The sequence below is a fragment of the Yoonia sp. GPGPB17 genome (genome assembly GCF_037892195.1).
Classification (GTDB): Bacteria; Pseudomonadota; Alphaproteobacteria; order Rhodobacterales; family Rhodobacteraceae; genus Yoonia.
The window spans coordinates 2,920,588-2,946,048 of sequence record NZ_JATACI010000002.1 but is presented as its reverse complement, the minus strand read 5'-3'; the positions used below and the strand labels follow the sequence as shown (position 1 = coordinate 2,946,048).

The following is a 25,461-nucleotide window of genomic DNA, read 5'->3' as shown; positions in this document are numbered from 1 at the left end:
ATTGATGCGTTACCGCGAGGCATCCGCATGACCGACACCACACTTTCGTTCCTTAAGCAACTGCACCCTTACGACGCCCTGCCGGACCGGGCGTTTCATGCGTTGTGGAAAGAAGTGATGTTTCGGACCTACCCCGCCGGGACCAAGGTCTATGATCTGGGGGAAGAACTGGACGGACTTTACATCATCGAAAGTGGTCAAGTCACAGTCCGTGATGAGAACAACAACCTGATTTCGCAGCTTCACCGTGAAAACTCTTTTGGCGAACGTGGCCTGATCAAAGGCGGCAGCGCCGTCACCTCGGCCTATGCCCAAGAGGCGTCGCGCCTGATCTGTATCCCACCAACGGTGTTTCATAAACTCCGTGCAGACCATGAACCTTTCCGCCGTTTCTTTGACCGGACGCGCGGCGCAGAAACGCACGATGCCCTGAGCCAGTTTGACCTCGCGCGCGCGCAGGTTGCCGCATTGATGGTACCAAACCCTGCGACCTGTGCGCCAACGGCAACGATTCAGGCGGCTGCACAAATGATGCAGGCTGATGGTATCTCCTGCCTTTGCGTGGTGGCCAGAAAGAAGCTGGTTGGCATCCTGACGGTCCGTGACCTTGCTGGCAAAGCACTGGCGGAAGGGCTGGCGCATGACACACCCGTTCGTGACATTATGACGCCGGATCCGTATGTCCTGTCCGCTTCGGCCATCGGTTCAGACGTGTTGCATATGATGATGGAGTACAGGCTGGGCCACCTGCCCATTGTTGAGGCGGGAAAACTGGTTGGCATCGTCACACAAACCGACCTGACTCGCTTTCAGGCCTCAAACACGGCTGATTTCGTGTCGGAGGCCGCACGTGCCGAAACCAATGAAGACCTGTCAGCGGTCACCAAACGCATCCCCAATCTGCTGGTGCAATTGGTCGCTGCTTAGCAATCGACATGATGTCGTCACCCGTATGATCACCGATATCGCGGATGTGGTGACCCGGCGTTTACTGACCATGGCCGAAGAGAAATACGGGCCCCCACCCGCCCGCTATGTCTGGCTGGCCTGTGGCAGCCAAGGGCGGCAGGAACAAACCGGCGTGTCCGATCAGGACAATTGCCTGATCTTTGAGGACGACCTAAGCGAAAATGACCTCGCCTATTTCGAACCCTTCGCGCAATTTGTCAGCGATGGGTTGGATGCCTGTGGATACATCTATTGCCCCGGCAATATGATGGCGACGAACCCGCGCTGGCGGCAACCTGTTTCGGTCTGGCATGAGTACTTCCAACATTGGATCAAAAGCCCGGGCAAAGAGGCGCAGATGCTGGCTTCTGTCATGTTCGATCTGCGGCCCATCGGCGGTGACTTTAACCTGTTCGACGGGTTGCAGGCCGAAACACTGAAAGCGGCCGCGGCCAATTCGATCTTCACCGCCCATATGGCGACGAATGCGCTGACCCATGCCACCCCGCTGGGGATGCTCAGGGGGTTGGCCACCATCCGATCGGGTGAAAACCGCAATACAGTCGATATGAAACTCAGCGGCGTCGTTCCGGTTGTCGATCTTGGCCGCATGTACACGTTGCAAGGCCAACTCGAGCCGGTGAATACCCGCGCGCGTCTGCAAGCGGCTATCGGAGACGAGGTGGTCAGCGAAAGTGGCGGGCGTGATTTGCTGGACGCCTACGATCTGGTTGCGCAAACGCGGCTTGAGCATCAGGCCCGCCAGATTAAACAAGGCAAAGCGCCGGACAACTTTCTGCCGCCCGCGGACCTGTCCGCCTTCGAACGCAGCCACTTGCGCGATGCGTTCGTGGTGATCAAAACAATGCAATCTGCCTTGATGCAGGGACGCGGCGTTTTGGGCTAACATGAACAACAGGGAGGAGACCTGATGTTTTTCGAACTGATCGGCACGATTGTGGTAAGCGTTGCCGCTGCGCTGTTGGTGTGGGCGATCAACAAAGCACTGAAAGGACGGTTGCCGAAATGGCTAATCCCAGCCTCTGCCGGTGCTGCGATGCTGGCCGCGACCATATCCAGCGAATACGGCTGGTATGACCGTACCGTAGCGACGATGCCGCAGGGGATGGTTGTCGCACAGACAATCGAAGAAACCGCCTTCTACCGCCCATGGACCTACGCAGCACCCTTTATTTCCCGCTATGTCGCGGTGGATCAGGTGAGCACGCGCACCCACCCCAACCACCCGGACCAACGCATCGTCGATCTGGTGTTCTACGGGCGCTGGACCCGGACGGCCAAGGTGCCGATGCTGTTTGATTGCGCCGAAAATCGCCGCGCCGATGTCGTTGATGGGATCACCTTTGGCGATGACGGTGCTGTGACGAATGCACAATGGTTCCTGCTTGAACCCGCCGACCCATTGCTCAGAACCGCCTGCGCGGAGGTGTAACGTGACCCACCTCAGCCTGCGTCTGCGCGTCTTCCTTTTCTTCAGCCTGATCGGGATTGGGGGGATCATAGTGGTTCTGGGGGCGCTGATCCTGGGCTACCGACAACTCGGCATGACCGAGGCGTTTTCGGCCTTTGCGACTGTTGCCATCACAGCAGGTTTCGGCGTTCTGGCTTTGGCGACCTTTGTTTGGCGACTGTTTGACGAAAACATCAGCAAACCCATCGAAGCGCTGGCCGCACAAATCCGCGTGCGCGCTGAGGCGGGGATCGACACGGCCTTGGATGAAAGATCTGCCAAGTACCTTGGTGATCTCGGGCCCGCCGCCACTGCGATCAGCGACAAACTGGGCCGGGCATCACAGGCGACTGCCGAAACGGTCGCCCAGAAAACCACCCGTCTGGAACGCCAGCGCGCGCAGCTTTTGCGCATTTTGTCCGATATCCCTGTCGCCGTAATCGTCGCGACACCCGACGATCAGATCGTGCTATATGATGGGCAGGCTGCCGATCTGATGGAATGCGAAGCACCGGCTAGGCTGAACGCATCCGTCTGCGATTATCTGGACGCGGACACATTGCACGAAACGCTTGCCCGGATGCAGGAAGACAAGGTGATGCGTCGCCCGATCACGATCAAAGGGAAATCGGGCGCTGTGTATTCTGGTCACATCCGTGTCTTTGAAGATGACAGCGGATATATGGTGATGCTGGAACCACTGGACCCTGATGCGGCCCGGCCTTTGGTCTATGACTTTGACCTGTTCGACCAAACACCCGCAAAAGACATCAATGAAACACCCTTGCGCGACCTGACGTTTGTTGTGTTCGACAGCGAAACCACCGGGCTTGATCCACAAAAGGACGATGTTGTTCAGCTGGGTGCGGTGCGGATTGTCAACGGGCGCATCATCGGGTCCGAGACCTTTGATGCGCTTGTCAATCCGGGAAGGCCCATTCCCGCACAATCAACCAAGGTGCACGGGATCAATGATGATATGGTCGCCGATGCCCCCGATTTTGGGCAGGTCCGCGAAACCTTTCAACGCTTTGTCGCGGATGCTGTCCTTGTGGCACATAACGCGCCATTCGACATGGCGTTTCTCAATCGCAACGACCACGCGTTTCAGAATGCTGTGATGGACACGGTCCATTTGTCGGCCATCGTGTTTGGCGGATCGGCGGTGCATACACTCGATGCGCTTTGCGACAGGCTTGACGTCAACATTCCCGCAGAACTGCGCCATACCGCCCTAGGCGATGCGATGGCAACGGCTGAGGCATTTGCAGCTCTGCTGCCCATACTGGAAGCGCGGGGTTTTCAGACCTTTGCCGACGTGCGGAAAGAAGCGACTAAGCACCGGCGCATCCTTGAGGTGCATGAATAGATCGGGTGAGGTTTCACTCCAGCCCGCGGGCTTCATCCATCAGCATCACCGGGATGCCATTGCGGATCGGAAATGCGACGTTCGCTGCCTTGCTGACAAGCTCATTCTTCTCGACGTCATAGGTCAACGTAGCCTGCGTCATGGGGCAGACCAGCGCTTCGAGCATTTTTGGGTCAAACGCTGTTTCGCTCATTGCATCACCTCTTCACCTGATCCGCCCCGCAAAGCGAATTCGATCAAAGTCATGAGTGTTTCGCGGCGCGTGGTCAAGGAGGGTGCCTCGAGTAGAGCTTGTTTATCCTCAGGCTCGAACGGGCACAGCATGGACAGCGAATTGATTAATAGCTCATCTTCCGCCTCGCCCAGACTTTCCCAATCAGTCGACAGCCCCTGATCAACCAGATAGCGGCCCAGCGCCGCCATGAATTTTTCCCGGTCAAAGCTGGTGTCTTTCTCGGTTGGTCCAAGATCTCGGTCAAAACCCTGCCAGCTGACATTGCAACGGCGATACGCGGTGAACCCTTCGACCTCCTCAGTAATGCGAAACCGGGATGCTCCGGAGAGGGTGATCATGTATCGCCCATCTTCCGTTTCGGAAAAGGCTGTCACTTTGCCCGCACAGCCGATCGCATGCAGTTTCCCACTGCCGCCCGGCGTATCATATGGTTGCACCATACCAACCAGCCGCGACGAGGTTTTCAGCACGTCGTCCAGCATCGCCAGATAACGCGGTTCAAACAAATGCAGCGGCAGGCGAGATCGCGGCAAAAGCAGCGCACCGGGCAAGGGGAACACCGGGATCGTGTCGGGCAGGTCGGTCTTTGATATCATGCAAGCAAAGGTAGGCCGAACCTTTGATCAGGCAAATATCATCGAAGAGAGCTTGCGCCGCCCATTCAGAACAATCGGATCTTTCGCTTCGTGCGCGTCGAAAATTGTAAACAGCTGCGTCTTGGCTGCCCCGTCATTCCATTCACGGTCACGACGGAAAAGTTCAAGCAGCGTGTTCACGGCATCTTCAACCTGCCCGTTGGCATGAAGGGCAATGGCAAGATCAAAACGGGCTTGATGATTGTCAGGCTCAGCCTCAACCGTTGCCTGCAACTCGGCCACCGGACCGGCATTCGCCGCCTCGCGTGCAAGGCTGATCTGCGCATGAACCGCTTCAAGCAGCGGGTCGGTTGAAATCTCTGCCGGTGCGCCGTTCAAAATCGCCTCGGCCTGATCCACATCATCGAGTGCCAGATAGGCACGCACCAACCCGGCGTAGGCGGGCGCGTTGTTTGGTTCTTCCTGCAAGATCGCGGCGAACGTCTCTGCCGCATCTGCCGCAGCACCTTCTTCGAGCATCTGATCCGCCGCTTCAATCGCTGCACTCAACCCTTCAGCCTCTGGATCACCCGCGAGCGCTGCGATCTTGTCGACAAAGGCGTTGATCTCGGACGGCGGTAAAGCGCCTTGAAACCCATCAACGGGCTGCCCATTGAAGAACGCATAGACCGTGGGGATTGATTGCACCTGCAACTGACCGGCGTAGGCTTGGTTGGCATCTACATCGATCTTGACCAGCTTGACCCGGCCCTTGGCATTGGTCACCGCCGCTTCAATCGCGGGGCCCAACGTTTTGCAGGGGCCGCACCACGGTGCCCAGAAATCCACGATAACCGGCACCTGCTTAGAGGCTTCGATTACATCTGCGGCAAAACTTGCATCGGTGCCGTCCTTGATCAGATCAGCGGGGGCGCCTGCATTTGCATCCAATTCCAGCATGTCTGTCTCCTTCAACTTCGTGTTGTGCTCTATATGTGCGCTCCAGACCGCGAGGCCAAGGGGGCAAAGCGGCTTTACCATTCCAAGTGCGAGACATAGCGTGCACCCATGACAAAAACAGTCCTGACATTCGGCGATAGCAACACCTATGGCACCCCACCTGCCCATGCGCGTGGCGAATACCGGCGGTTCGGGCCAGAGGTGCGGTGGCCCACGGTCATGCAAGCGGCCATTGGCCCCGATTGGGCGCTAGTCGAAGACGGCTTGCCCGGGCGCACAACGTGCCGCGCTGACCCGGTGATGGGTGCGCATATGGACGGACAGCTGGGTTTGCGGATTGCGTTGGAAAGCAACGGACGCATTGATCTGCTGGTGATTATGTTGGGCACGAATGACATGCAAACCCAGCATGCGGCGAAGGTTGATCAGGTTGTGGGTGGCTTGGCCGGGTTGCTGGCCATTGCCCGTTCAGAGCCATACCAGTTGCGCCATGATGGGTTCGATATCCTGCTGATCGCGCCGCCACTTGTGTTGGAGCAAGGCACATATCGTGATACCCTTTTGGGGGCGCATGAAAAGTCGCGCGACCTGCCCTTTGCCATTGCGCAGCTGGCAGATCATTGGGGCATCGCCTTTCTGGATGCTTAAGCGCGCATATCAGACCCAGCGCTTTGGACGGGCTGCATTTCGAGGCCGCAGATCACGTGACACTGGGCAGGGCCATCGCTGCCAAAATCGAGGCAATGTGATGCAACCCAAGCTTGGCGCCATCGCGGTTGTCTATCACGAAGGACGTTTTCTGCTGGTCAAACGCAAGAAGGAACCCAATGCCAACACATGGGGCTTTCCCGGTGGGCATGTGGAACTGGGTGAAACCGGGTTTGAGGCGGCGGTACGCGAACTGGCAGAAGAAACCGGCATTGTCGGGACAGCGGACCGCTATCTGACGAATATTGATGTCATCACCTACGACGATGAAGGAGCAGTCCTGTTTCACTATCTGTTGGCGGTGGTGATTTGCATCTACCAAAGCGGAACACCCGTCGCTGCTGATGATGTCAGTGATGCGGGTTGGTTTACCGCAAAAGAAGCGACCGCGCTGAACCATAGCCCAGGCCTGCAGATGATTGTTGCGCAACTGGATAAGTGAGGGGCGCCCGAAAGGCTCGCCCTCTAATGCGTGCTTCTGAGACAAGACATTCCACGCGGTATGCGCTATCCGCTCCAACCTCAATAGTTATTGCCACGTTAGACGTTTACAGCGTGATGAACCAACGGCAGCTCAGCGGAGATGGCGTTGAGAAAGGGTGGCCTTGCAGTCACGAAGAAGAGGTATGCCGTGCCGCCCCTCCTTGGCGATCAGGCCAGTCAAAGCAGCAACTTCTTCACACGATCTCAGCATCGCTGACGTCACAGTTTTCCCGATCCGAACGCGAATAACCCTTGCAAACCGTCTGATTCACCCCTAGTTGCACCGCCTGTCGCGGTCTTCAGCTGCGGCATCCATGTGGGAGGTACGGCGCGCGCGCGTGACCGGCCGCACCACACAACGAAAATCTCGGGCGGCGCGTCGTTCCGGGAGTTGCAAAAGGAGAAGGCCAATGGCCAAGAAAATCGTGGGTACGCTTAAGCTGCAGGTCCCTGCAGGCGCTGCAAACCCTTCCCCCCTGTCGGTCCAGCGCTGGGTCAGCGCGGCATCAACATTATGGAATTCTGTAAAGCGTTCAACGCCAAGACAGAAGACATGGAAAAGAATGCGCCGTGCCCGACCGTGATTACTTACTATCAGGACAAATCGTTCTCGATGGAAATCAAGACGCCACCCGCGTCTTACTACATCAAGAAAGCTGCCAAGCTGCAGTCCGGCTCCAAAGAGCCTGGTAAATCTGTGGCGGGTTCCATCACCGGCAAGCAGGTGCGCGAGATTGCAGAAGCCAAGATGAAGGACCTCAACGCGACGTCCATCGAAGGCGCAATGCAGATCATCATGGGTTCTGCCCGTTCTATGGGCATTGAGGTGAAGTAATGGCAAAATTTGGTAAGCGCACAACTGCGGCCCGCGCCGCATTCGAAGGCAAGCAAAACGTATCCGTTGCAGAAGCCGCATCTTTGGTCAAAGACAACGCCAAGGCAAAGTTCGACGAAAGCATTGAGATCGCAATGACACTGGGCGTTGACCCGCGTCATGCCGATCAGATGGTCCGTGGCACTGTGTCTTTGCCGCACGGCACCGGCAAGACTGTCCGCGTTGCTGTTTTCGCCCGCGGCGAAAAGGCGGAAGAGGCAAAGGCCGCCGGTGCAGATATCGTTGGTGCTGAAGACCTGATGGAAACTGTTCAGGGCGGCACGATCGACTTTGATCGTTGCATCGCCACACCTGACATGATGGCCGTTGTCGGTCGCTTGGGTAGGTTCTGGGTCCACGTAACCTGATGCCAAACCCACGTGTTGGCACAGTCACCATGGACGTCAAAGAAGCTGTGGAAGCAGCAAAGGGCGGTCAGGTGCAGTTCAAGGCTGAAAAAGCAGGCGTCGTTCACGCCGGTATCGGCAAGGCCTCTTTCTCTGCCGATCAGATCGCGGAGAACATGAAGGCATTTGTTGATGCGGTCAGCAAAGCCAAGCCAACAGGTGCCAAAGGTACTTACATGAAGAAGATCGCGGTCAGCTCTACAATGGGCCCAGGTGTTTCTATCGACGTGGCTTCGGCGACTGGCAACGACTAGGTTAGTCTCAAAAAGACTTAAGCAAGTTTCGGCAGGTCCAATGGGCCTGCCGTTCGCGTTTTAGACACTGTCGCTTTTTCGCTTAAAAAAGTGCAGAAGTCCGCCTCGGAGAGCGGCCTTGCGTAGGCATAGCCTTGAAACAACCGGCAGCCGAGCGCCCGGATGATTGCCACGTCCTGTTCGGTTTCCACCCCTTCAGCGAGCGTTTCGATCCCCAGCGCGCGCGTCATTTCCAGAATGGCTGACACGACAGTGCGTTGAACTGGATCATGAACGGCAGCCTGAATGAGTTTGCGATCAATCTTCAGGCGATCTGGGCGCACCTGCAATAGACTGGTGATCGAGGCCCGCCCGCTGCCGAAATCATCCGTTTCGATCTGCACGCCAATCGCGCGCAGGCGATCCAGATTCTCGCTGACCAATGTCTCTTGCTGCAATGCGTCAAAGCTGATCGTTTCAAGGAGTTCAATTGAAAGCTTGCACTGACGGTTCGTCCAATACTTTTCGATGTCATCAACTAAATGCGGATCGATCAGTCGACCCGCGCTGAGATTGACCGAAATTGATGGCAGATGCAGATTCATGTCCCCCACACTACCGGCGAATTCAAGCGCTTTCTCAAGCATGCAACGGTCAAGAGCGGCAACAAGACCCAGTTCTGCAGCAAGATCCAGAAATGCAGCCGGGGCCAGTAACCCGTGCTCGGGGTGCTGCCAGCGCGCCAGAGCCTCGACACCGATGATGGCGCCTGTGTCGGCGTCAATCTGCGGTTGATAGAAGGGAATAAACTCGCCGTTTTTGAGCGCATGCGGGATTTCACTGGCCAGTTGCCGCCGCGCGGCCATTTGCGACAGCCTCTGTCCGGTCAACTCTCGGATACATCCACGGCCGCCGCGTTTTGCATCATACAGCGCGATGTCTGCATTGGCGGTCAATTCGCTGGGCGTGATCTCTCCTCCTATGCCGCAGGCAATGCCGAGGCTCGCACCAGTTGACGTATTTTGGCGCCCAACCCAAATCGGCGCACTCAAGGCCTCCAGAACAGCGTCGCCGATCCATCGGGCCCGATCCAGATCGGCGTTATCTGCAAGCACGATCTGGAATTCGTCACCGCCGACCCGGTAGACGGGTGCTGTACCGCTTGCCAGGTGTCTGATCCTTTCGGCGACTGTAGTCAGGACAGCGTCACCCGCTTGATGACCCAGCGTATCATTGATCCATTTGAAGCGATCCAGATCGATATGCATCAGGATCACTTCCTTGCCCGGTACGGCCAAGGCTTCGTTTAAATCCCGCTCAAAGGCGCGGCGATTCAGTAGATTGGTCAAGCTGTCCTGGTTCGCGCTGCGTTCCAACGCGCGGCGGGTTTCATTGAGTTCCATGTTGCGCTCCGCCAGCGCGGCATTCGCAGTCGTCAGGTCCTCCAACGCTTCGACCTCGGCGGTGATGTCGTTGCCGACTCCGCGATAGCCGATGAATGCGCCAGATGCATCGAACCTGGGTTGTCCCGACACGCGAAACCAAAGCATCTTTCCATCAGCAGGGCGCCTGTATTGGTATTCGAAGTTTCTGAATATGCGGCGTGCGTCAAGGTCAGCCAGATGTGTCTGCCACTTGGGCTCTTGCAGAGTGGCTTCCGCCAGATTGACCCGGTGATGGCCAAGCACATCTTTGCGGTTGATCTTTAAAACGGATTCAAGTTTACCAGAAAAGAAGGTGAATCGATGGTTGGCATCGGTTTCCCAAAACCAATCAGATGCAATCTCGGCAAAGTCCTCTAGATTGCGGTGTTTCGTGATGGGATGTCTTTCCATATATATGGAGATAACCGCAGGAGCCTAAACAAGTGGTTAGCCGCCCCAACAAACGACATTTTTTGGTTGATAATACCTGAATTGCACTTGGCATTCTGGCCTAGGGGTACTAATTGAACGCTCAGGCCCGTGCGATTGATTCGTTTGGGCCTTTATTCGTCCGAGACGGTGGGTTGGCCACATGCCAGTAATTCCTGCCTGAGATGGGATAAACCAGAATTCTTGAGGCTCGTCTCAATCCGTTCTGGCATGCCCCGTTTACAAGGACTGTAGACTGTTGGGCGGCCCGGACCGTTTGACAAAATTGAGCCGGGGGAAACCCCAAACTTGGAGTAAAACTGTGGATAGAGCACAAAAAGAACAGCTGGTCGAAGATCTCGGCCAGATCTTTGAAAGCTCTGGCGTCGTAGTGGTTGCCCACTACGAAGGCATGACAGTTGCTGAAATGCAGGACCTGCGCGCGAACATGCGTGAAGCGGGCGGTTCCGTGCGCGTTGCCAAGAACAAGCTCGCCAAGATCGCCCTTGAGGGCAAGCCATGCGCAAGCATTGCGGAATACCTCGAAGGCATGACTGTACTCGCTTACTCGGAAGACCCTGTCGCTGCGGCGAAGGTTGTCGACAAGTATGCCAAAGAGAATGACAAGCTTGTCGTTCTTGGCGGTGCCATGGGCGATACAGCGCTGGATCCAGCTGGTGTGAAAGCTGTTGCCGGTATGCCATCCCGTGAGGAGCTTATTGCTTCCATCGTGGGCTGCATCGGTGCACCTGCTTCCAACATCGCCGGGGCCATTGGCGCGCCTGCTTCGAACATCGCAAGCGTTCTCTCAACCATCGAAGAGAAAGCTGCATAAAGCATCTGAATTGACTTGGGGGTCTACTCCCACGTTGGAACACACATAACGGAAACGGAAAGCATAAAATGGCTGATCTGAAAAAACTTGCTGAAGAGATCGTTGGTCTGACCCTTCTCGAAGCACAAGAACTGAAAACCATCCTCAAGGACGAGTATGGCATTGAACCTGCCGCTGGTGGCGCTGTCATGATGGCTGGCCCTGCTGATGGTGGTGGCGAAGCTGCTGCTGAGAAGACAGAATTCGACGTCGTTCTCAAAAACGCTGGCGCATCCAAAATCAACGTCATCAAAGAAGTCCGCGGCATCACAGGTCTTGGCCTGAAAGAAGCCAAAGACCTCGTCGAAGCTGGTGGCAAGATCAAAGAAGGCGCGTCCAAGGACGAAGCCGAAGAGATCAAAGGCAAGCTGGAAGCAGCTGGCGCAGAGGTCGAGCTGGCCTAAACCACGCTTTTGGCGAAGTACAATTCGCCCCAAAAACACGGCTGGACTCGCAAATCGTGGGTCCAGCCAAACCTGTCTTAGAGGTCGGCCATTCTGCTGACCGACCTCTTGGGTAGGTTTCTTAGTCGGGAGGCGCCGGTGGGACGGTTGCCACGAATAGACTTTGGACCCCCTGTCAAATGGGTGATGTATCGCGGCCCGGGCGATGCAGCACTCGAGAGACAAAACAAAAGGTGATACCGCACATGGCTTCTACGTTCCTTGGACAGAAACGCCTGCGTAAGTACTACGGCAAAATCCGCGAAGTACTTGAAATGCCGAACCTCATCGAGGTTCAGAAATCTTCTTATGATCTGTTCCTGCGCTCTGGCGACAGCGACACACCGCTTGACGGTGAAGGCATCAAGGGTGTCTTCCAATCGGTGTTCCCGATCAAAGACTTCAATGAGACCGCCGTGCTTGAGTTCGTCAAGTACGAGCTGGAAAAGCCGAAGTACGATGTTGAGGAATGTCAGCAGCGTGACATGACCTACAGCGCCCCGCTGAAGGTTACCCTGCGTCTGATCGTGTTTGAAGTCGATGAAGACACAGGCGCAAAGTCTGTGAAAGACATCAAAGAGCAGGACGTCTTCATGGGCGACATGCCTTTGATGACGCCGAACGGCACTTTTGTCGTCAACGGCACCGAGCGTGTGATCGTCTCCCAGATGCACCGTTCCCCCGGTGTGTTCTTTGACCACGACAAGGGCAAAACCCACTCTTCCGGCAAACTGCTGTTTGCCTGCCGCATTATCCCCTACCGCGGCAGCTGGCTCGACTTTGAATTCGACGCCAAAGACCTTGTCTTCTGCCGGATCGACCGCCGCCGCAAACTTCCGGTGACAACCCTGCTTTATGCGCTGGGCTTTGATCAGGAAGGCATCATGAATGCCTATTATGACACCGTTGAGTACAAGCTGGCCAAAAAAGGCGCGGGTTGGACCACCAAGTTCTTCCCCGAGCGTGTTCGTGGCACACGCCCTGCGTTTGATCTTGTGGATGCCAAGACCGGCGAAGTGATTGCCAAAGCGGGTGAGAAAGTCACCCCGCGCTCGGTCAAGAAACTGATCGATGCTGGTGAAGTCACTGACCTGCTGGTCCCCTATGAAAACATCGTCGGCAAGTTCGTCGCGCAGGACATCATCAACGAAGAAAACGGCGCAATTTACGTCGAAGCCGGTGATGAACTGACGCTTGAGATGGACAAAGATGGCGAAGTCATCGGTGGTACGCTCAAGGATCTGGTTGATGCGGGCATCAAGACGATCCCTGTGCTGGATATCGATAACGTCACCGTCGGCGCTTACATGCGCAACACCATGGCGTCGGACAAGAACATGAACCGCGAAACCGCGCTCATGGATATCTACCGCGTCATGCGTCCGGGTGAGCCGCCGACCGTTGATAGCGCATCTGCTCTGTTTGATACGCTGTTCTTTGACAGCGAGCGCTATGACCTGTCCGCCGTTGGCCGCGTGAAGATGAACATGCGTCTTGATCTGGATGCCGAAGACACCATGCGCACTCTGCGCAAGGAAGACATCGTTGCATGCATCAAAGCACTGGTTGAGCTGCGTGACGGTAAGGGCGATGTCGATGACATCGACCACCTTGGTAACCGTCGCGTCCGTTCTGTTGGCGAATTGATGGAGAACCAGTACCGCGTCGGTCTGCTGCGCATGGAACGCGCGATCAAAGAGCGTATGTCTTCGGTCGAAATCGACACCGTGATGCCGCAGGACCTGATCAACGCCAAGCCTGCAGCCGCAGCCGTGCGCGAATTCTTCGGCTCCAGCCAACTGTCCCAGTTCATGGACCAAACCAACCCGCTGTCAGAGGTCACGCACAAGCGTCGCCTTTCAGCACTTGGGCCCGGCGGCCTGACACGCGAGCGTGCGGGCTTTGAGGTGCGCGACGTGCACCCAACCCACTACGGCCGCATGTGCCCGATTGAAACACCAGAAGGTCCAAACATTGGTCTGATCAACTCGCTGGCCACTTTTGCCCGCGTGAACAAATACGGTTTCATCGAAACACCATACCGCAAGGTCACAGACGGCAAGGTTACAGACGAAGTATCCTACATGTCCGCGACCGAAGAAATGCGTCACACTGTGGCGCAGGCCAATGCGAATATGGGTGCCGATGGCACGTTCAACAACGAATTGGTCTCGACCCGCAAGAACGGCGACTACACCCTGTCCCCACGCGAAAACGTGGACTTGATCGACGTGTCACCTAAGCAACTGGTGTCTGTTGCGGCGTCCCTCATCCCGTTCCTTGAGAATGACGATGCGAACCGGGCCTTGATGGGTTCGAACATGCAACGTCAGGCGGTTCCATTGCTTCAGGCCGAGGCCCCATTGGTGGGTACTGGTATCGAGGAAGTCGTTGCCCGAGATTCAGGTGCGGCAATCATGGCGAAACGCGCCGAAGCATCATCGACCAGGTCGATGCCCAGCGTATCGTGATCCGTGCGACATCTGACCTTGAGTTGGGTGACGCAGGCGTTGACATCTACCGCATGCGCAAGTTCCAGCGGTCCAACCAGAACACCTGCATCAACCAGCGTCCGCTGGTGAAGGTGGGTGACACGATCCAGAAGGGTCAGGTGATTGCCGATGGTCCATCCACCGATATCGGTGAATTGGCCTTGGGTAAGAACGTGGTCGTCGCGTTTATGCCATGGAATGGCTACAACTACGAAGACTCCATCCTGATCTCTGAGCGTATCGTGCGCGACGACGTCTTCACCTCGATCCACATTGAGGAATTCGAAGTCGCCGCCCGTGACACAAAGCTTGGGCCAGAGGAAATCACACGCGATATTCCAAATGTCGGCGAGGAAGCCCTGCGCAACCTCGACGAAGCGGGTATCGTATATATCGGTGCCGAAGTTGGCCCGGCAGATATCCTTGTGGGTAAGATCACACCGAAGGGTGAGAGCCCGATGACACCAGAAGAAAAGCTTCTGCGCGCCATCTTTGGCGAGAAAGCATCTGACGTCCGTGACACATCCTTGCGCCTGCCACCGGGCGACTTTGGTACCGTGGTAGAGGTCCGCGTCTTTAACCGCCATGGTGTGGAAAAAGACGAGCGTGCGTTGCAGATCGAGCGTGAAGAGGTTGAGCGCCTTGCCCGTGACCGCGACGATGAGATGGTCATCCTTGACCGCAACATCTATGCGCGTTTGTGGGACATCATAGGCGGCAAGAAAGCAGCGAAAGGCCCGAAAGGCTTTAAGTCTGGTTCTGTCGTGTCCGAGGAAAGCGTTTCTGAACTGACACGTGGTCAGTGGTGGCAGTTGGCGATGGCTGACGAAGATGACGCCAAGATCGTGGAAGCACTGAACGAACAGTACGAAATCCAGAAGCGTGCCATGGACGCCCGTTTCGAAGACAAGGTCGAGAAAGTGCGCCGCGGCGATGATCTGCCTCCGGGTGTGATGAAGATGGTCAAAGTCTTTGTGGCTGTGAAGCGCAAGCTGCAGCCCGGCGATAAGATGGTAAGCCGTCACGGCAACAAAGGTGTTATTTCCAAGGTTGTACCTATGGAAGACATGCCATTCCTTGCCGATGGGACACCTGTCGACTTCTGTCTGAACCCATTGGGCGTGCCGTCGCGTATGAACGTCGGTCAGATCCTTGAGACACACATGGGCTGGGCTGCACGTGGCCTTGGCATTCAGATTGACGATGCGCTGGGTGAATACCGCCGCTCTGGTGATCTGACACCTGTGCGGGACGCCATGAAGATCGTCTATGGTGACAACGTCTATGACGAAGGCATCGCTGGCATGGACGAGGATGAGCTGATTGAAGCGGCAGGTAACGTCACACGCGGTGTGCCGATTGCGACGCCAGTCTTTGACGGTGCGAAAGAGGCTGATGTGAACGACGCGCTGGTGCGTGCCGGTTTCAGCACCTCTGGTCAGTCGGTGCTTTATGATGGCCGCACGGGTGAGCAGTTCAGCCGCCCTGTGACGGTTGGTGTGAAGTACCTGCTGAAGCTGCACCACCTTGTCGATGACAAAATTCACGCGCGTTCAACCGGGCCTTACAGTCTTGTCACGCAGCAGCCTCTGGGTGGTAAAGCCCAGTTCGGCGGCCAGCGTTTCGGGGAAATGGAAGTCTGGGCATTGGAAGCTTACGGTGCCGCTTACACCTTGCAGGAAATGCTGACTGTGAAGTCGGATGACGTGGCAGGGCGGACGAAAGTCTACGAAAGCATCGTCAAGGGCGAGGACAACTTTGAGGGCGTGCCGGAGTCGTTCAACGTGCTCGTGAAAGAAGTCCGGGGCCTCGGCCTCAACATGGAACTCCTGGATGCGGAGGATGAAGAGTGAAAGCAGCTTCGGTCGCTTCAACGCTAGGCGGACTTTCAGTTCTGGCTGCCTGTGCATCAGTAGATGTACGGGCAGCTGAAGATCCCCGGTCTCACAACGCTTTTGTGCGTTTGAGCCCGTTTGGATTTTTCGGGAACTGGTCGGACGCCGAAGCGGGAGGTGATCTGGCTTTGAGCGCGGCACGGGAAACATGCAAGCTTCCCGATGCAAGTTCAGAAACTCTCGCGCTGACGCGCGGAATCAGCATCTATGATATTCGGGACTACAGCTTTGTATGTCCCCAACCTGGAAAGGTCATGCAATGAACCAGGAACTGACAAATAACCCGTTTAACCCGCTTACACCGGCAAAAACCTTTGACGAAATTAAGGTCTCTTTGGCCTCACCTGAACGCATCCTGTCGTGGTCCTTCGGTGAGATCAAAAAGCCGGAAACCATCAACTACCGTACGTTCAAACCAGAGCGTGACGGCCTGTTCTGCGCGCGTATCTTTGGCCCGATCAAAGACTACGAATGCCTCTGCGGTAAATATAAGCGTATGAAGTATCGCGGCGTTGTCTGCGAGAAATGCGGTGTGGAAGTGACACTTCAAAAGGTCCGCCGTGAGCGCATGGGTCACATTGAGCTGGCTGCGCCTGTTGCGCACATCTGGTTCCTCAAGTCGCTGCCATCCCGCATCGGCCTGATGCTGGATATGACGCTGCGTGATCTTGAGCGCATCCTGTACTTTGAAAACTACGTCGTCATCGAGCCCGGTCTGACTGATCTGACCTACGGCCAGTTGATGACCGAGGAAGAGTATAACGACGCGCAAGATCTTTATGGCATGGACGCGTTCCAGGCCAACATCGGTGCGGAAGCGATCCGCGAGATGCTGTCTCAGATCGACCTTGAGTCCGAAGCAGAGCAGCTGCGCGCTGATCTGAAAGAGGCGACAGGCGAGCTGAAGCCCAAGAAGATCATCAAGCGCTTGAAGATCGTCGAAAGCTTCCTTGAGTCCGGCAACCGCCCTGAGTGGATGGTTCTGACCGTAATCCCCGTGATCCCACCAGAACTGCGCCCACTGGTGCCACTTGATGGTGGCCGTTTCGCGACGTCTGACCTGAACGATCTGTACCGTCGCGTGATCAACCGGAACAACCGTCTCAAGCGCCTGATCGAATTGCGTGCACCTGACATCATCGTCCGTAACGAAAAGCGGATGTTGCAGGAATCTGTCGATGCGCTGTTCGACAACGGCCGTCGTGGCCGTGTGATCACGGGTGCCAACAAGCGTCCGTTGAAATCACTGTCTGACATGCTGAAAGGTAAGCAAGGTCGCTTCCGTCAGAACCTTCTAGGTAAGCGTGTCGACTTCTCTGGTCGTTCGGTCATTGTGACCGGTCCGGAACTGAAGCTGCACCAATGTGGTCTGCCGAAAAAGATGGCGCTCGAACTCTTCAAGCCGTTCATCTATTCGCGCCTTGAAGCCAAAGGTCTGTCTTCCACAGTGAAGCAGGCCAAGAAACTGGTCGAAAAAGAACGTCCAGAGGTCTGGGATATCCTTGATGAGGTGATCCGCGAGCACCCTGTTATGCTGAACCGTGCGCCAACGCTGCACCGTTTGGGCATTCAGGCGTTCGAACCTGTGCTGATCGAAGGTAAAGCTATCCAACTGCACCCGCTTGTGTGTTCGGCCTTTAACGCCGACTTTGACGGTGACCAGATGGCGGTGCACGTCCCACTGAGCCTTGAGGCCCAGTTGGAAGCGCGTGTCTTGATGATGTCCACGAACAACGTCTTGTCGCCCTCAAACGGTGCGCCAATCATCGTGCCTTCGCAGGATATGATCTTGGGTCTGTACTACACCACGATCATGCGTGAGGGCATGAAGGGTGAGGGCATGTCGTTCTCGGATATCGAGGAGGTTGAGCACGCCTTGACCGCTGGTGAGGTGCATCTGCACGCCAAGATCACGGCGCGGATGACGCAGATCGACGATGAGGGGAACGAAGTCTACGAACGCTTCGAAACCACACCGGGCCGTCTGCGCCTTGGTGCATTGTTGCCGCTGAACGCGAAAGCACCGTTTGCCTTGGTCAACCGTCTGCTGCGCAAGAAAGAGGTGCAGCAGGTCATCGACACTGTTTACCGTTACTGCGGTCAGAAGGAGTCGGTCATTTTCTGTGACCAGATCATGACCATGGGCTTCCGTGAAGCGTTCAAGGCAGGCATTTCGTTCGGTAAGGACGACATGGTTGTACCTGACACCAAGTGGTCGCTGGTTGATGAGACCCGCGAGCAGGTGAAAGACTTTGAACAACAGTACATGGACGGCCTGATCACGCAGGGTGAAAAGTACAACAAGGTTGTCGATGCCTGGTCAAAGGCCAACGATAAAGTCACTGACGCGATGATGGGCACCATTGGTGAAACACCGACGCTCGAAGATGGCTCTCAGGGTGAACCAAACTCGGTTTACATGATGGCCCACTCCGGTGCGCGTGGTTCGGTCACACAGATGAAGCAGCTGGGCGGTATGCGCGGCCTGATGGCCAAGCCGAACGGCGAGATCATCGAAACGCCGATCATCTCGAACTTTAAGGAAGGTCTGACTGTTCTTGAGTACTTCAACTCCACACACGGTGCCCGTAAGGGTCTGTCGGATACAGCATTGAAGACCGCGAACTCTGGTTACCTGACACGTCGTCTGGTGGACGTCGCCCAAGACTGCATCGTCCGTGAGGTCGATTGTGGGACTGAGCGTGCGATCACTGCTGAGGCTGCGGTCAATGACGGTGAGGTTGTGGCTTCACTGGCTGAGCGTGTGCTGGGCCGTGTCTCTGCTGATGACGTTGTCAAGCCGGGTACGGATGAGGTGATTGTCGAAGCAGGCGAGCTGATCGATGAGCGCAAGGCCGACATGATCGACGTTGCCAACATCACCAAGATGCGTATCCGTTCACCGCTGACCTGTGAGTCAGAGGATGGCGTTTGCGCAATGTGCTATGGCCGTGACCTTGCACGCGGTACACGCGTCAACATCGGTGAAGCCGTTGGTATCATTGCGGCACAGTCCATCGGTGAACCTGGCACACAGCTGACCATGCGGACCTTCCACATCGGTGGTGTTGCCCAAGGTGGCCAGCAGTCGTTCCAGGAGGCGTCACAGCCCGGTAAGGTGCGTTTCGACAACGAGAACTTGTTGGAAAACGCATCCGGCGAAATGGTTGTCATGGGTCGCAACATGACCTTGTCCATCATGGATGCAGACGAGAACGAGTTGGCCAGCCACAAGGTGGGTTACGGCTCCAAGGTCTTTGTCAAAGACGGTCAGGACATCCTGCGCGGCGACAAAATGTTCGAATGGGATCCATACACCTTGCCGATCATTGCCGAGCAGTCCGGTACAGCCAAATACGTCGATCTGGTCAATGGTATCGCCGTGCGTGAAGAAACAGACGATGCAACGGGTATGACCCAGCGTATCGTATCTGACTGGCGTGCTGCACCAAAAGGCAATGAGCTTGCTCCCAAGATCATTGTTCTGGGCGCCGATGGCGAAGCTGCGGTCAAAGAGGATGGCAACCCAGTTGCCTATCCGATGTCCGTGGATGCCGTTCTGTCTGTTGAAGACGGGCAAGAGATCAAAGCGGGTGATGTTGTCGCACGTATCCCACGTGAGGGTGCGAAGACAAAAGACATCACCGGTGGTCTGCCACGTGTGGCTGAACTCTTCGAAGCCCGTCGTCCGAAAGATCACGCAATCATCGCTGAAATCGATGGCTACGTGCGCTTTGGCAAGGACTACAAGAACAAGCGCCGCATCGCGATTGAATCTGCTGACGACGCAGACGTGAAGGTCGAATACATGGTGCCCAAGGGCAAGCACATTCCGGTTGCGGAAGGTGACTTCGTTCAGAAGGGCGACTACATCATGGACGGCAACCCAGCCCCGCACGATATTCTGGCGGTTCTGGGGGTCGAGGCCCTTGCGGACTACATGATCGACGAAGTGCAGGACGTGTACCGCCTGCAGGGTGTGAAGATCAACGACAAGCACATCGAAGTTATCGTGCGCCAGATGCTCCAGAAGTGGGAGATTCAGGACAGCGGTGACACCGTTCTGCTGAAAGGCGAGAACGTCGACAAGGCTGAGTTTGATGAAGCCAACGCAAAGGCACTGGCACGGGGCGATCGCCCTGCGCAGGGTGAGCCGATCTTGCTCGGTATCACCAAAGCGTCGTTGCAGACCCGGTCGTTCATCTCTGCCGCGTCGTTCCAGGAAACGACACGCGTTCTGACCGAAGCTTCCGTGCAAGGTAAGCGCGACAAGCTGATCGGCCTGAAAGAGAACGTGATCGTGGGCCGTCTGATCCCAGCCGGGACCGGTGGTGCGACACAGCAGGTGCGCCGCGTGGCACAAGACCGCGACAACGTCGTGATCGAGGCCCGCCGCGAAGAGGCCGAAGAGGCTGCACGCCTCGCCGCTCCGATGGAGATGGCGGACGCGTCAGAAGCGCAGGTCTTTGGTGATGCCGCACCCGTTCCAGAAGGCGACGACGCGTAAGCGACATAGCATATCAACAAAGAAAGGCCCCTGCATTGCAGGGGCCTTTCTTTGACTAGTCAAGCGAAATGGTCGTAACGCTGCGGCTGCTTCGTTCGCCCTCAAATGCAAAGGGCGCGCTCATTCTGACCGATGCTGTGGTATCGGCTACTCTCTTCAGTCGTCGACTTGGGATTATGGTTGACACTTGTCCACATAAGAAAGGCCTCGCAAAAGCGAGGCCTTTGTATTCGTTTATGTAACGCTTAGTTCTTGGCGGTTAGACCAATGTGTCCACCGATAGCCACCATGTCAGACAACAGCTTGGCTGCATCATCAACAGGGCCCGGTTCGTTCTTAAAAGTCTCTTGCGCTCGGCCGTAAGCCGCTTTCGCGTCTTCAACCATCTGGTCGTAGACCTCTTGGGTCACTTCGTCCTTGGGCAGGGCTTGTTCGGCCAGAACCGATACGCCTGTGGCTGTAATCTCAGCGAAACCGCCAGAAACCACATAGGCGTCAGACCCACCGCCATGCACCACAGTCAGAACGCCGGGGCGTAGTGTTGTGATGGTGGGGGCATGGTCAGCCATTGCCGTCATGTCACCATCTGCGCCGGGGATCTGGACCTCGGACGCCTCGACCGACGCCAGACGGCGTTCGGGCGAGACCAGATCGAATTGTAGGTTTGCCATGATGGCTTCTCCTTAAGCTGCGTCTGCAGCCATTTTCTCGGCTTTGGCTTTCACTTCGTCGATGCCGCCAACCATGTAGAAAGCACCTTCGGGGAAGTGATCGTATTCGCTAAGCCACAACAGCCTTGAACGACGCGATTGTATCTTCCAGCGGCACTTGAACACCAGGGGAACCGGTGAAGACCTGTGCAACGTCAAACGGCTGAGACAAGAAGCGCTCGATCTTACGTGCGCGGGCAACAGTCAGTTTGTCTTCTTCTGACAGTTCGTCCATGCCCAGAATGGCGATGATGTCCTGAAGCGACTTGTAACGCTGCAGCATCTGCTGCACGTCAGCCGCCACGCTATAGTGCTCTTCACCCACAATCGCAGGATCCAACAGACGTGATGTGGAATCGAGCGGGTCAACCGCAGGGTAGATACCCTTTTCGGAAATCGCACGGTTAAGAACGGTTGTGGCGTCCAAGTGCGCAAACGACGTCGCTGGCGCCGGGTCGGTCAAGTCATCCGCAGGCACGTAGATCGCCTGAACAGATGTAATCGAACCGTTCTTTGTCGATGTAATACGTTCCTGCATGGAGCCCATGTCGGTCGCCAGTGTTGGCTGATAGCCCACAGCGGATGGGATACGGCCCAGAAGCGCTGACACCTCGGAACCGGCTTGTGTAAAGCGGAAGATATTGTCGACAAAGAACAGAACGTCTGTACCGGACTGGTCGCGGAAGCTCTCCGCCATTGTCAAACCAGACAGCGCCACACGCATACGTGCACCTGGAGGCTCGTTCATCTGACCGTAGACCAGTGCCACTTTGGACTTGGTCAGGTCTTCGGCGTCGATAACACCGGATTCGATGAATTCGTAGTAAAGGTCGTTCCCTTCACGGGTCCGCTCACCTACGCCCGCAAAGACGGAGTAACCGGAGTGCACTTTCGCGATGTTGTTGATCAGTTCCTGAATAAGAACAGTCTTACCAACACCCGCACCACCGAAGAGGCCGATTTTCCCGCCCTTCGCGTAAGGGGCCAGCAGGTCGATGACCTTGATACCTGTCACTAGAACTTCAGACGCTGTGGACTGCTGCTCAAAAGCAGGCGCATCAGCGTGGATGGAGCGGCGATCTTGCTCACCGATGGGGCCTTTTTCGTCAACGGGCTCGCCCACAACGTTCATGATGCGGCCAAGGGTCGCGTCGCCCACAGGAACGGTGATAGTTGTGCCTGCGTCAGTGACGTCTTGGCCGCGTACCAGACCTTCGGTGGAGTCCATCGCAATTGCGCGAACTGTGTTTTCACCAAGGTGCTGGGCCACTTCCAAAACCAGCTCTTTGCCGTTGTTGTCTGTTGTCAGCGCGTTCAGAATCTCGGGCAGGTGGTCATCGAACTGCACGTCGACGACGGCGCCGATAACCTGCGTGATCTTGCCTTTTGCGTTTGCCATAATGGTCTTCTCCGGGGTCTAGAGCGCTTCCGCGCCCGAAATAATTTCAATCAGCTCGTTGGTGATCACAGCCTGACGTGAGCGGTTAAACTCGATTGTCAGCTTGTCGATCATCTCACCGGCGTTGCGAGTTGCATTGTCCATCGCAGACATACGTGCACCCTGCTCGGACGCGGCGTTTTCCAGCAAAGCGCTGAAGATCGCCGTGGCCACACCACGTGGCAGCAAGTCAGCCAGGATCTCTTCCTCGCCGGGTTCGTAGTCATAAAGCGTGACATCAGCTTCTTCATCCTGCTCAAACTTGGCTGGAATGATCTGCTGTGCGGTCGGGTGCTGGGTGACAACGTTTTCAAATCGCGCAAAGAAGATTGTCGCCACATCGAATTCCTCAGCGTCAAAGCGGCCAAGAACATCCTTAGCGATGCCTTGTGCGTCAGCGTAGCCCACGCGCTTGACTTCGGTCAGGTCAACGTGACCGACAAAGTGATCGCCCAAGTCACGCTTGATCGCGTCGCGGCCTTTCTTGCCGACTGTGATGATCTTCACAGTCTTGCCTGCTGAAAGCAGCTCCTGAGCATGCGTCTTGGCCAGCTTGGCTATGTTGCCGTTAAAGCCACCGCAAAGCCCGCGTTCCGCGGTCATGATGATCAGCAACTGCACCTGATCGCTGCCCGTACCGGACAACAGCTTTGGTGCAGACTCTGATCCGCCAACCGATGCGGCCAGCCCACCCATCACGGCGTTGAACCGCTCTGTGTAAGGGCGTGACGCCTCAGCTGCATCTTGGGCGCGGCGCAGTTTTGCTGCCGCGACCATCTGCATGGCCTTGGTGATCTTGCGGGTCGATTTGACCGACTCGATCCGATTTTTCAGGTCCTTAAGACTAGGCAAAGCAAAGTCTCCTTTGTCTCAAAGATTAAGCGAAGTCTTTTGCGAAGGCTTCGATAGCCGCCTTGATCTTGTCTTCCGCTTCACCTTTGACCTTTGGGTCTTCTTTGGTGATCATGTCGAGCACTTCAGAAGCGTTCGTGCGCAGGTGGTTCAGCAAACCAGCCTCGAAACGACCCACATCCTTGACGTCAATCTTGTCGAGGTAGCCATTTGTCCCTGCGTAGATGACGCATACAATCTCGGCATTTGTCAGCGGCGCATACTGTGGCTGCTTCATCAGCTCGGTCAGACGTGCGCCCCGGTTCAGCAATTGCTGTGTCGCGGCATCCAGATCGGAACCGAACTGCGCAAAGGCAGCCATCTCGCGGTACTGCGCAAGCTCAAGCTTAACAGGGCTTAAGCAACCGACTTCATGGAGTTGGTTTGCGCGGATGAACCCACACGAGACACCGACAGACCCGTGTTCACCGCTGGGCGGATACCTTGGTAAAAGAGTTCCGTTTCCAAGAAAATCTGACCGTCGGTGATCGAAATCACGTTGGTTGGAATAAACGCGGACACGTCACCGCCTTGGGTTTCAATGATCGGCAGAGCTGTCAAAGAACCAGCGCCATTATCTTCGTTCAGCTTTGCTGAACGCTCAAGCAGGCGGGAGTGGAGGTAGAAAACGTCACCTGGGTAAGCTTCACGGCCTGGTGGGCGGCGCAGCAGCAAGGACATCTGACGATAAGACACAGCCTGCTTGGACAGATCATCATAGATGATCAGCGCGTGGCGACCATTGTCACGGAAGTGCTCTGCCATCGCAGTCGCCGCGTAAGGTGCAAGGAACTGCATTGGTGCCGGGTCGGACGCGGTTGCAGCCACAACGATGGAGTACTCAATCGCACCGCTTTCTTCGAGCTTCTTAACCAACTGGGCAACGGTGGAACGTTTCTGACCAACAGCGACATAAACGCAGTAAAGCTTGTCGTACTCGGATGCGGCCGCATCGTTATAGGATTTCTGGTTCAGCATGGTGTCAAGCGCAACCGCTGTCTTACCAGTCTGACGGTCACCAATGATTAATTCGCGCTGGCCACGGCCAATCGGGATCATGGCATCAACAGATTTCAAACCAGTTGCCATCGGCTCGTGAACCGATTTACGGGGGATGATGCCGGGAGCCTTTGAGTCTGCGACAGCGCGTGTTTTTGTCTTAATAGGGCCCTTGCCGTCCAGCGGGTTACCCAGACCATCCACAACGCGGCCCAGCAGTTCGTCACCGACGGGGACGTCCACGATGGATTGTGTACGCTTAACAGTGTCGCCTTCTTTGATGTCACGGTCGGAACCGAAGATAACGACACCCACGTTGTCAGCTTCGAGGTTCAGCGCCATCCCACGGATACCACCGGGGAATTCAACCATCTCACCGGCTTGGACGTTGTCGAGGCCGTAAACACGGGCGATACCGTCGCCAACGCTCAATACGCGGCCCACTTCGGCCACTTCGGCTTCTTGACCGAAGTTTTTGATCTGGTCCTTCAGGATCGCAGAAATTTCAGACGCTTGGATCGCCATTTATCCGACCTCTTTCATAGTGTTCTGGAGTGCGTTGAGCTTGGAGGCGATCGACGTATCGATCATCTTTGAGCCCACTTTGACAATAAGACCGCCAATGATGCTCTCATCGACGGTTTCTTTGATGGTGACTGATTTGCCCACTTGGGCTTTGAGTGTTTTGGCCAGCTTGTCGGCCTGTGCCTTGGTCAGCTTCTTGGCGGTGATGACTTCGGCGGTCACTTCGCCACGCTCTTCAGACAGCATGTCCTGCAGAACGGCCAAAAGCTGTGGCAACACAAACAAACGGCGCTTGCTTGCCAGCAGCGCCAATACATTGCTTGTGGTGTCTGAGAGTTTCATTTTCTTGGCGACAGCAGAGATCGCGCCAGATTGTTCTTCACGGCTGTAAAGCGGTGATGTCAGCAATGTGCGCAGATCGGCGCTTTCGGCCATTGCTGCTTCTAAAGTCGCAACATCTGATTCGAGTGCTTTGATCGCCTTGCCTTCTTTGGCGAGGTCGAAGACGGCAGTCGCATAGCGCGCGGCGATGCCTGTCGAAATACCAGCAGTTTCGGACACGTGGAGCCTT

General features: G+C 56.1%; 14 protein-coding genes and 6 pseudogenes. 11 read left to right on the top strand and 9 right to left on the bottom strand.

The features are described from left to right. The first annotated feature begins 27 nt into the window (after nt 1–27). From QTO30_RS15480 to QTO30_RS15470, 3 genes and pseudogenes are all read left to right on the top strand, one after another. Nucleotides 28–1,855, top strand: a pseudogene (locus tag QTO30_RS15480) (DUF294 nucleotidyltransferase-like domain-containing protein). Nucleotides 1,856–1,879: 24 nt separating this feature from the next. Next, nucleotides 1,880–2,401 (top strand): hypothetical protein, encoded by a 522-nt coding sequence (locus QTO30_RS15475; protein WP_340424984.1) that lies wholly within the window; start codon nt 1,880–1,882, stop codon nt 2,399–2,401. Nucleotide 2,402: 1 nt separating this feature from the next. Then, a complete protein-coding gene (locus QTO30_RS15470) occupies nt 2,403–3,788 on the top strand; it encodes a 3'-5' exonuclease (RefSeq protein WP_340424983.1) in 1,386 nt (461 codons plus the stop codon). Between the two features lie 13 nt (nt 3,789–3,801). Here the strand turns inward: QTO30_RS15470 and QTO30_RS15465 are convergent, their stop codons facing one another. From QTO30_RS15465 to QTO30_RS15455, 3 genes are read right to left on the bottom strand one after another with little or no spacing between them, the layout of a single operon-like run. Next, nucleotides 3,802–3,981 (bottom strand): Trm112 family protein, encoded by a 180-nt coding sequence (locus QTO30_RS15465; RefSeq protein ID WP_340424982.1) that lies wholly within the window; start codon nt 3,979–3,981, stop codon nt 3,802–3,804. Beyond that, nucleotides 3,978–4,619 carry an LON peptidase substrate-binding domain-containing protein gene (locus tag QTO30_RS15460; RefSeq protein WP_340424981.1) on the bottom strand — a complete coding sequence of 214 codons (642 nt, stop codon included), beginning with the start codon at nt 4,617–4,619 and terminating at the stop codon, nt 3,978–3,980. The genes QTO30_RS15465 and QTO30_RS15460 overlap by 4 nt, the downstream gene beginning before the upstream one ends. A 27-nt stretch (nt 4,620–4,646) precedes the next feature. Next, entirely contained in the window at nt 4,647–5,558 is a 912-nt protein-coding gene (locus QTO30_RS15455; RefSeq protein WP_340424980.1) for a co-chaperone YbbN, read from the bottom strand. Nucleotides 5,559–5,666: 108 nt separating this feature from the next. Here QTO30_RS15455 and QTO30_RS15450 point away from each other — a divergent pair, with 108 nt between their 5' ends. The 4 genes and pseudogenes from QTO30_RS15450 (at nt 5,667) to rplA (ending at nt 8,284) form a co-directional block, all read left to right on the top strand. Further along, complete coding sequence (locus QTO30_RS15450) at nt 5,667–6,206, top strand: GDSL-type esterase/lipase family protein (protein ID WP_340424979.1); 540 nt, start codon at nt 5,667–5,669, stop codon at nt 6,204–6,206. Between the two features lie 100 nt (nt 6,207–6,306). Beyond that, nucleotides 6,307–6,708, top strand: coding sequence for an NUDIX hydrolase (locus QTO30_RS15445; RefSeq protein ID WP_340424978.1), 402 nt, complete (start codon nt 6,307–6,309; stop codon nt 6,706–6,708). Between the two features lie 451 nt (nt 6,709–7,159). Continuing rightward, nucleotides 7,160–7,584: pseudogene (rplK, locus tag QTO30_RS15440) on the top strand (50S ribosomal protein L11). Then, nucleotides 7,584–8,284, top strand: a pseudogene (gene rplA / locus QTO30_RS15435) (50S ribosomal protein L1). Before rplK ends, rplA begins: the two co-directional pseudogenes overlap by 1 nt. Before the next feature lie 17 nt (nt 8,285–8,301). On the opposite strand, the gene QTO30_RS15430 reads toward rplA, so the two are convergent. Further along, on the bottom strand, nt 8,302–10,098 hold the full coding sequence (locus QTO30_RS15430) for an EAL domain-containing protein (protein ID WP_340424977.1): 1,797 nt from the start codon (nt 10,096–10,098) through the stop codon (nt 8,302–8,304). 340 nt (nt 10,099–10,438) lie between these two features. Here QTO30_RS15430 and rplJ point away from each other — a divergent pair, with 340 nt between their 5' ends. The 4 genes and pseudogenes from rplJ to rpoC all read left to right on the top strand — a co-directional run bounded on the left by rplJ (nt 10,439) and on the right by rpoC (nt 20,327). Beyond that, complete coding sequence (gene rplJ, locus QTO30_RS15425; protein WP_340424976.1) at nt 10,439–10,951, top strand: 50S ribosomal protein L10; 513 nt, start codon at nt 10,439–10,441, stop codon at nt 10,949–10,951. Between the two features lie 68 nt (nt 10,952–11,019). After that, entirely contained in the window at nt 11,020–11,394 is a 375-nt protein-coding gene (gene rplL / locus QTO30_RS15420; RefSeq protein WP_340424975.1) for a 50S ribosomal protein L7/L12, read from the top strand. A 245-nt stretch (nt 11,395–11,639) separates the two neighbouring features. Then, nucleotides 11,640–15,778 (top strand): annotated as a pseudogene (gene rpoB / locus QTO30_RS15415) (DNA-directed RNA polymerase subunit beta). Nucleotides 15,779–16,079: 301 nt separating this feature from the next. Beyond that, nucleotides 16,080–20,327, top strand: coding sequence for a DNA-directed RNA polymerase subunit beta' (gene rpoC / locus QTO30_RS15410; protein WP_340424974.1), 4,248 nt, complete (start codon nt 16,080–16,082; stop codon nt 20,325–20,327). Between the two features lie 245 nt (nt 20,328–20,572). Here rpoC and QTO30_RS15405 read toward each other — a convergent pair whose 3' ends face one another. The 5 genes and pseudogenes from QTO30_RS15405 to QTO30_RS15385 form a co-directional block, all read right to left on the bottom strand. Continuing rightward, nucleotides 20,573–20,998 (bottom strand): F0F1 ATP synthase subunit epsilon, encoded by a 426-nt coding sequence (locus tag QTO30_RS15405; RefSeq protein ID WP_340424973.1) that lies wholly within the window; start codon nt 20,996–20,998, stop codon nt 20,573–20,575. 12 nt (nt 20,999–21,010) lie between these two features. Beyond that, a pseudogene (atpD, locus tag QTO30_RS15400) lies at nt 21,011–22,436 on the bottom strand (F0F1 ATP synthase subunit beta). An 18-nt stretch (nt 22,437–22,454) separates the two neighbouring features. After that, nucleotides 22,455–23,327 carry a F0F1 ATP synthase subunit gamma gene (locus QTO30_RS15395; RefSeq protein ID WP_340424972.1) on the bottom strand — a complete coding sequence of 291 codons (873 nt, stop codon included), beginning with the start codon at nt 23,325–23,327 and terminating at the stop codon, nt 22,455–22,457. A gap of 25 nt (nt 23,328–23,352) precedes the next feature. Beyond that, nucleotides 23,353–24,890, bottom strand: a pseudogene (gene atpA, locus QTO30_RS15390) (F0F1 ATP synthase subunit alpha). After that, nucleotides 24,891–25,451, bottom strand: coding sequence for a F0F1 ATP synthase subunit delta (locus tag QTO30_RS15385; protein WP_340424971.1), 561 nt, complete (start codon nt 25,449–25,451; stop codon nt 24,891–24,893). Nucleotides 25,452–25,461 lie beyond the last annotated feature (10 nt).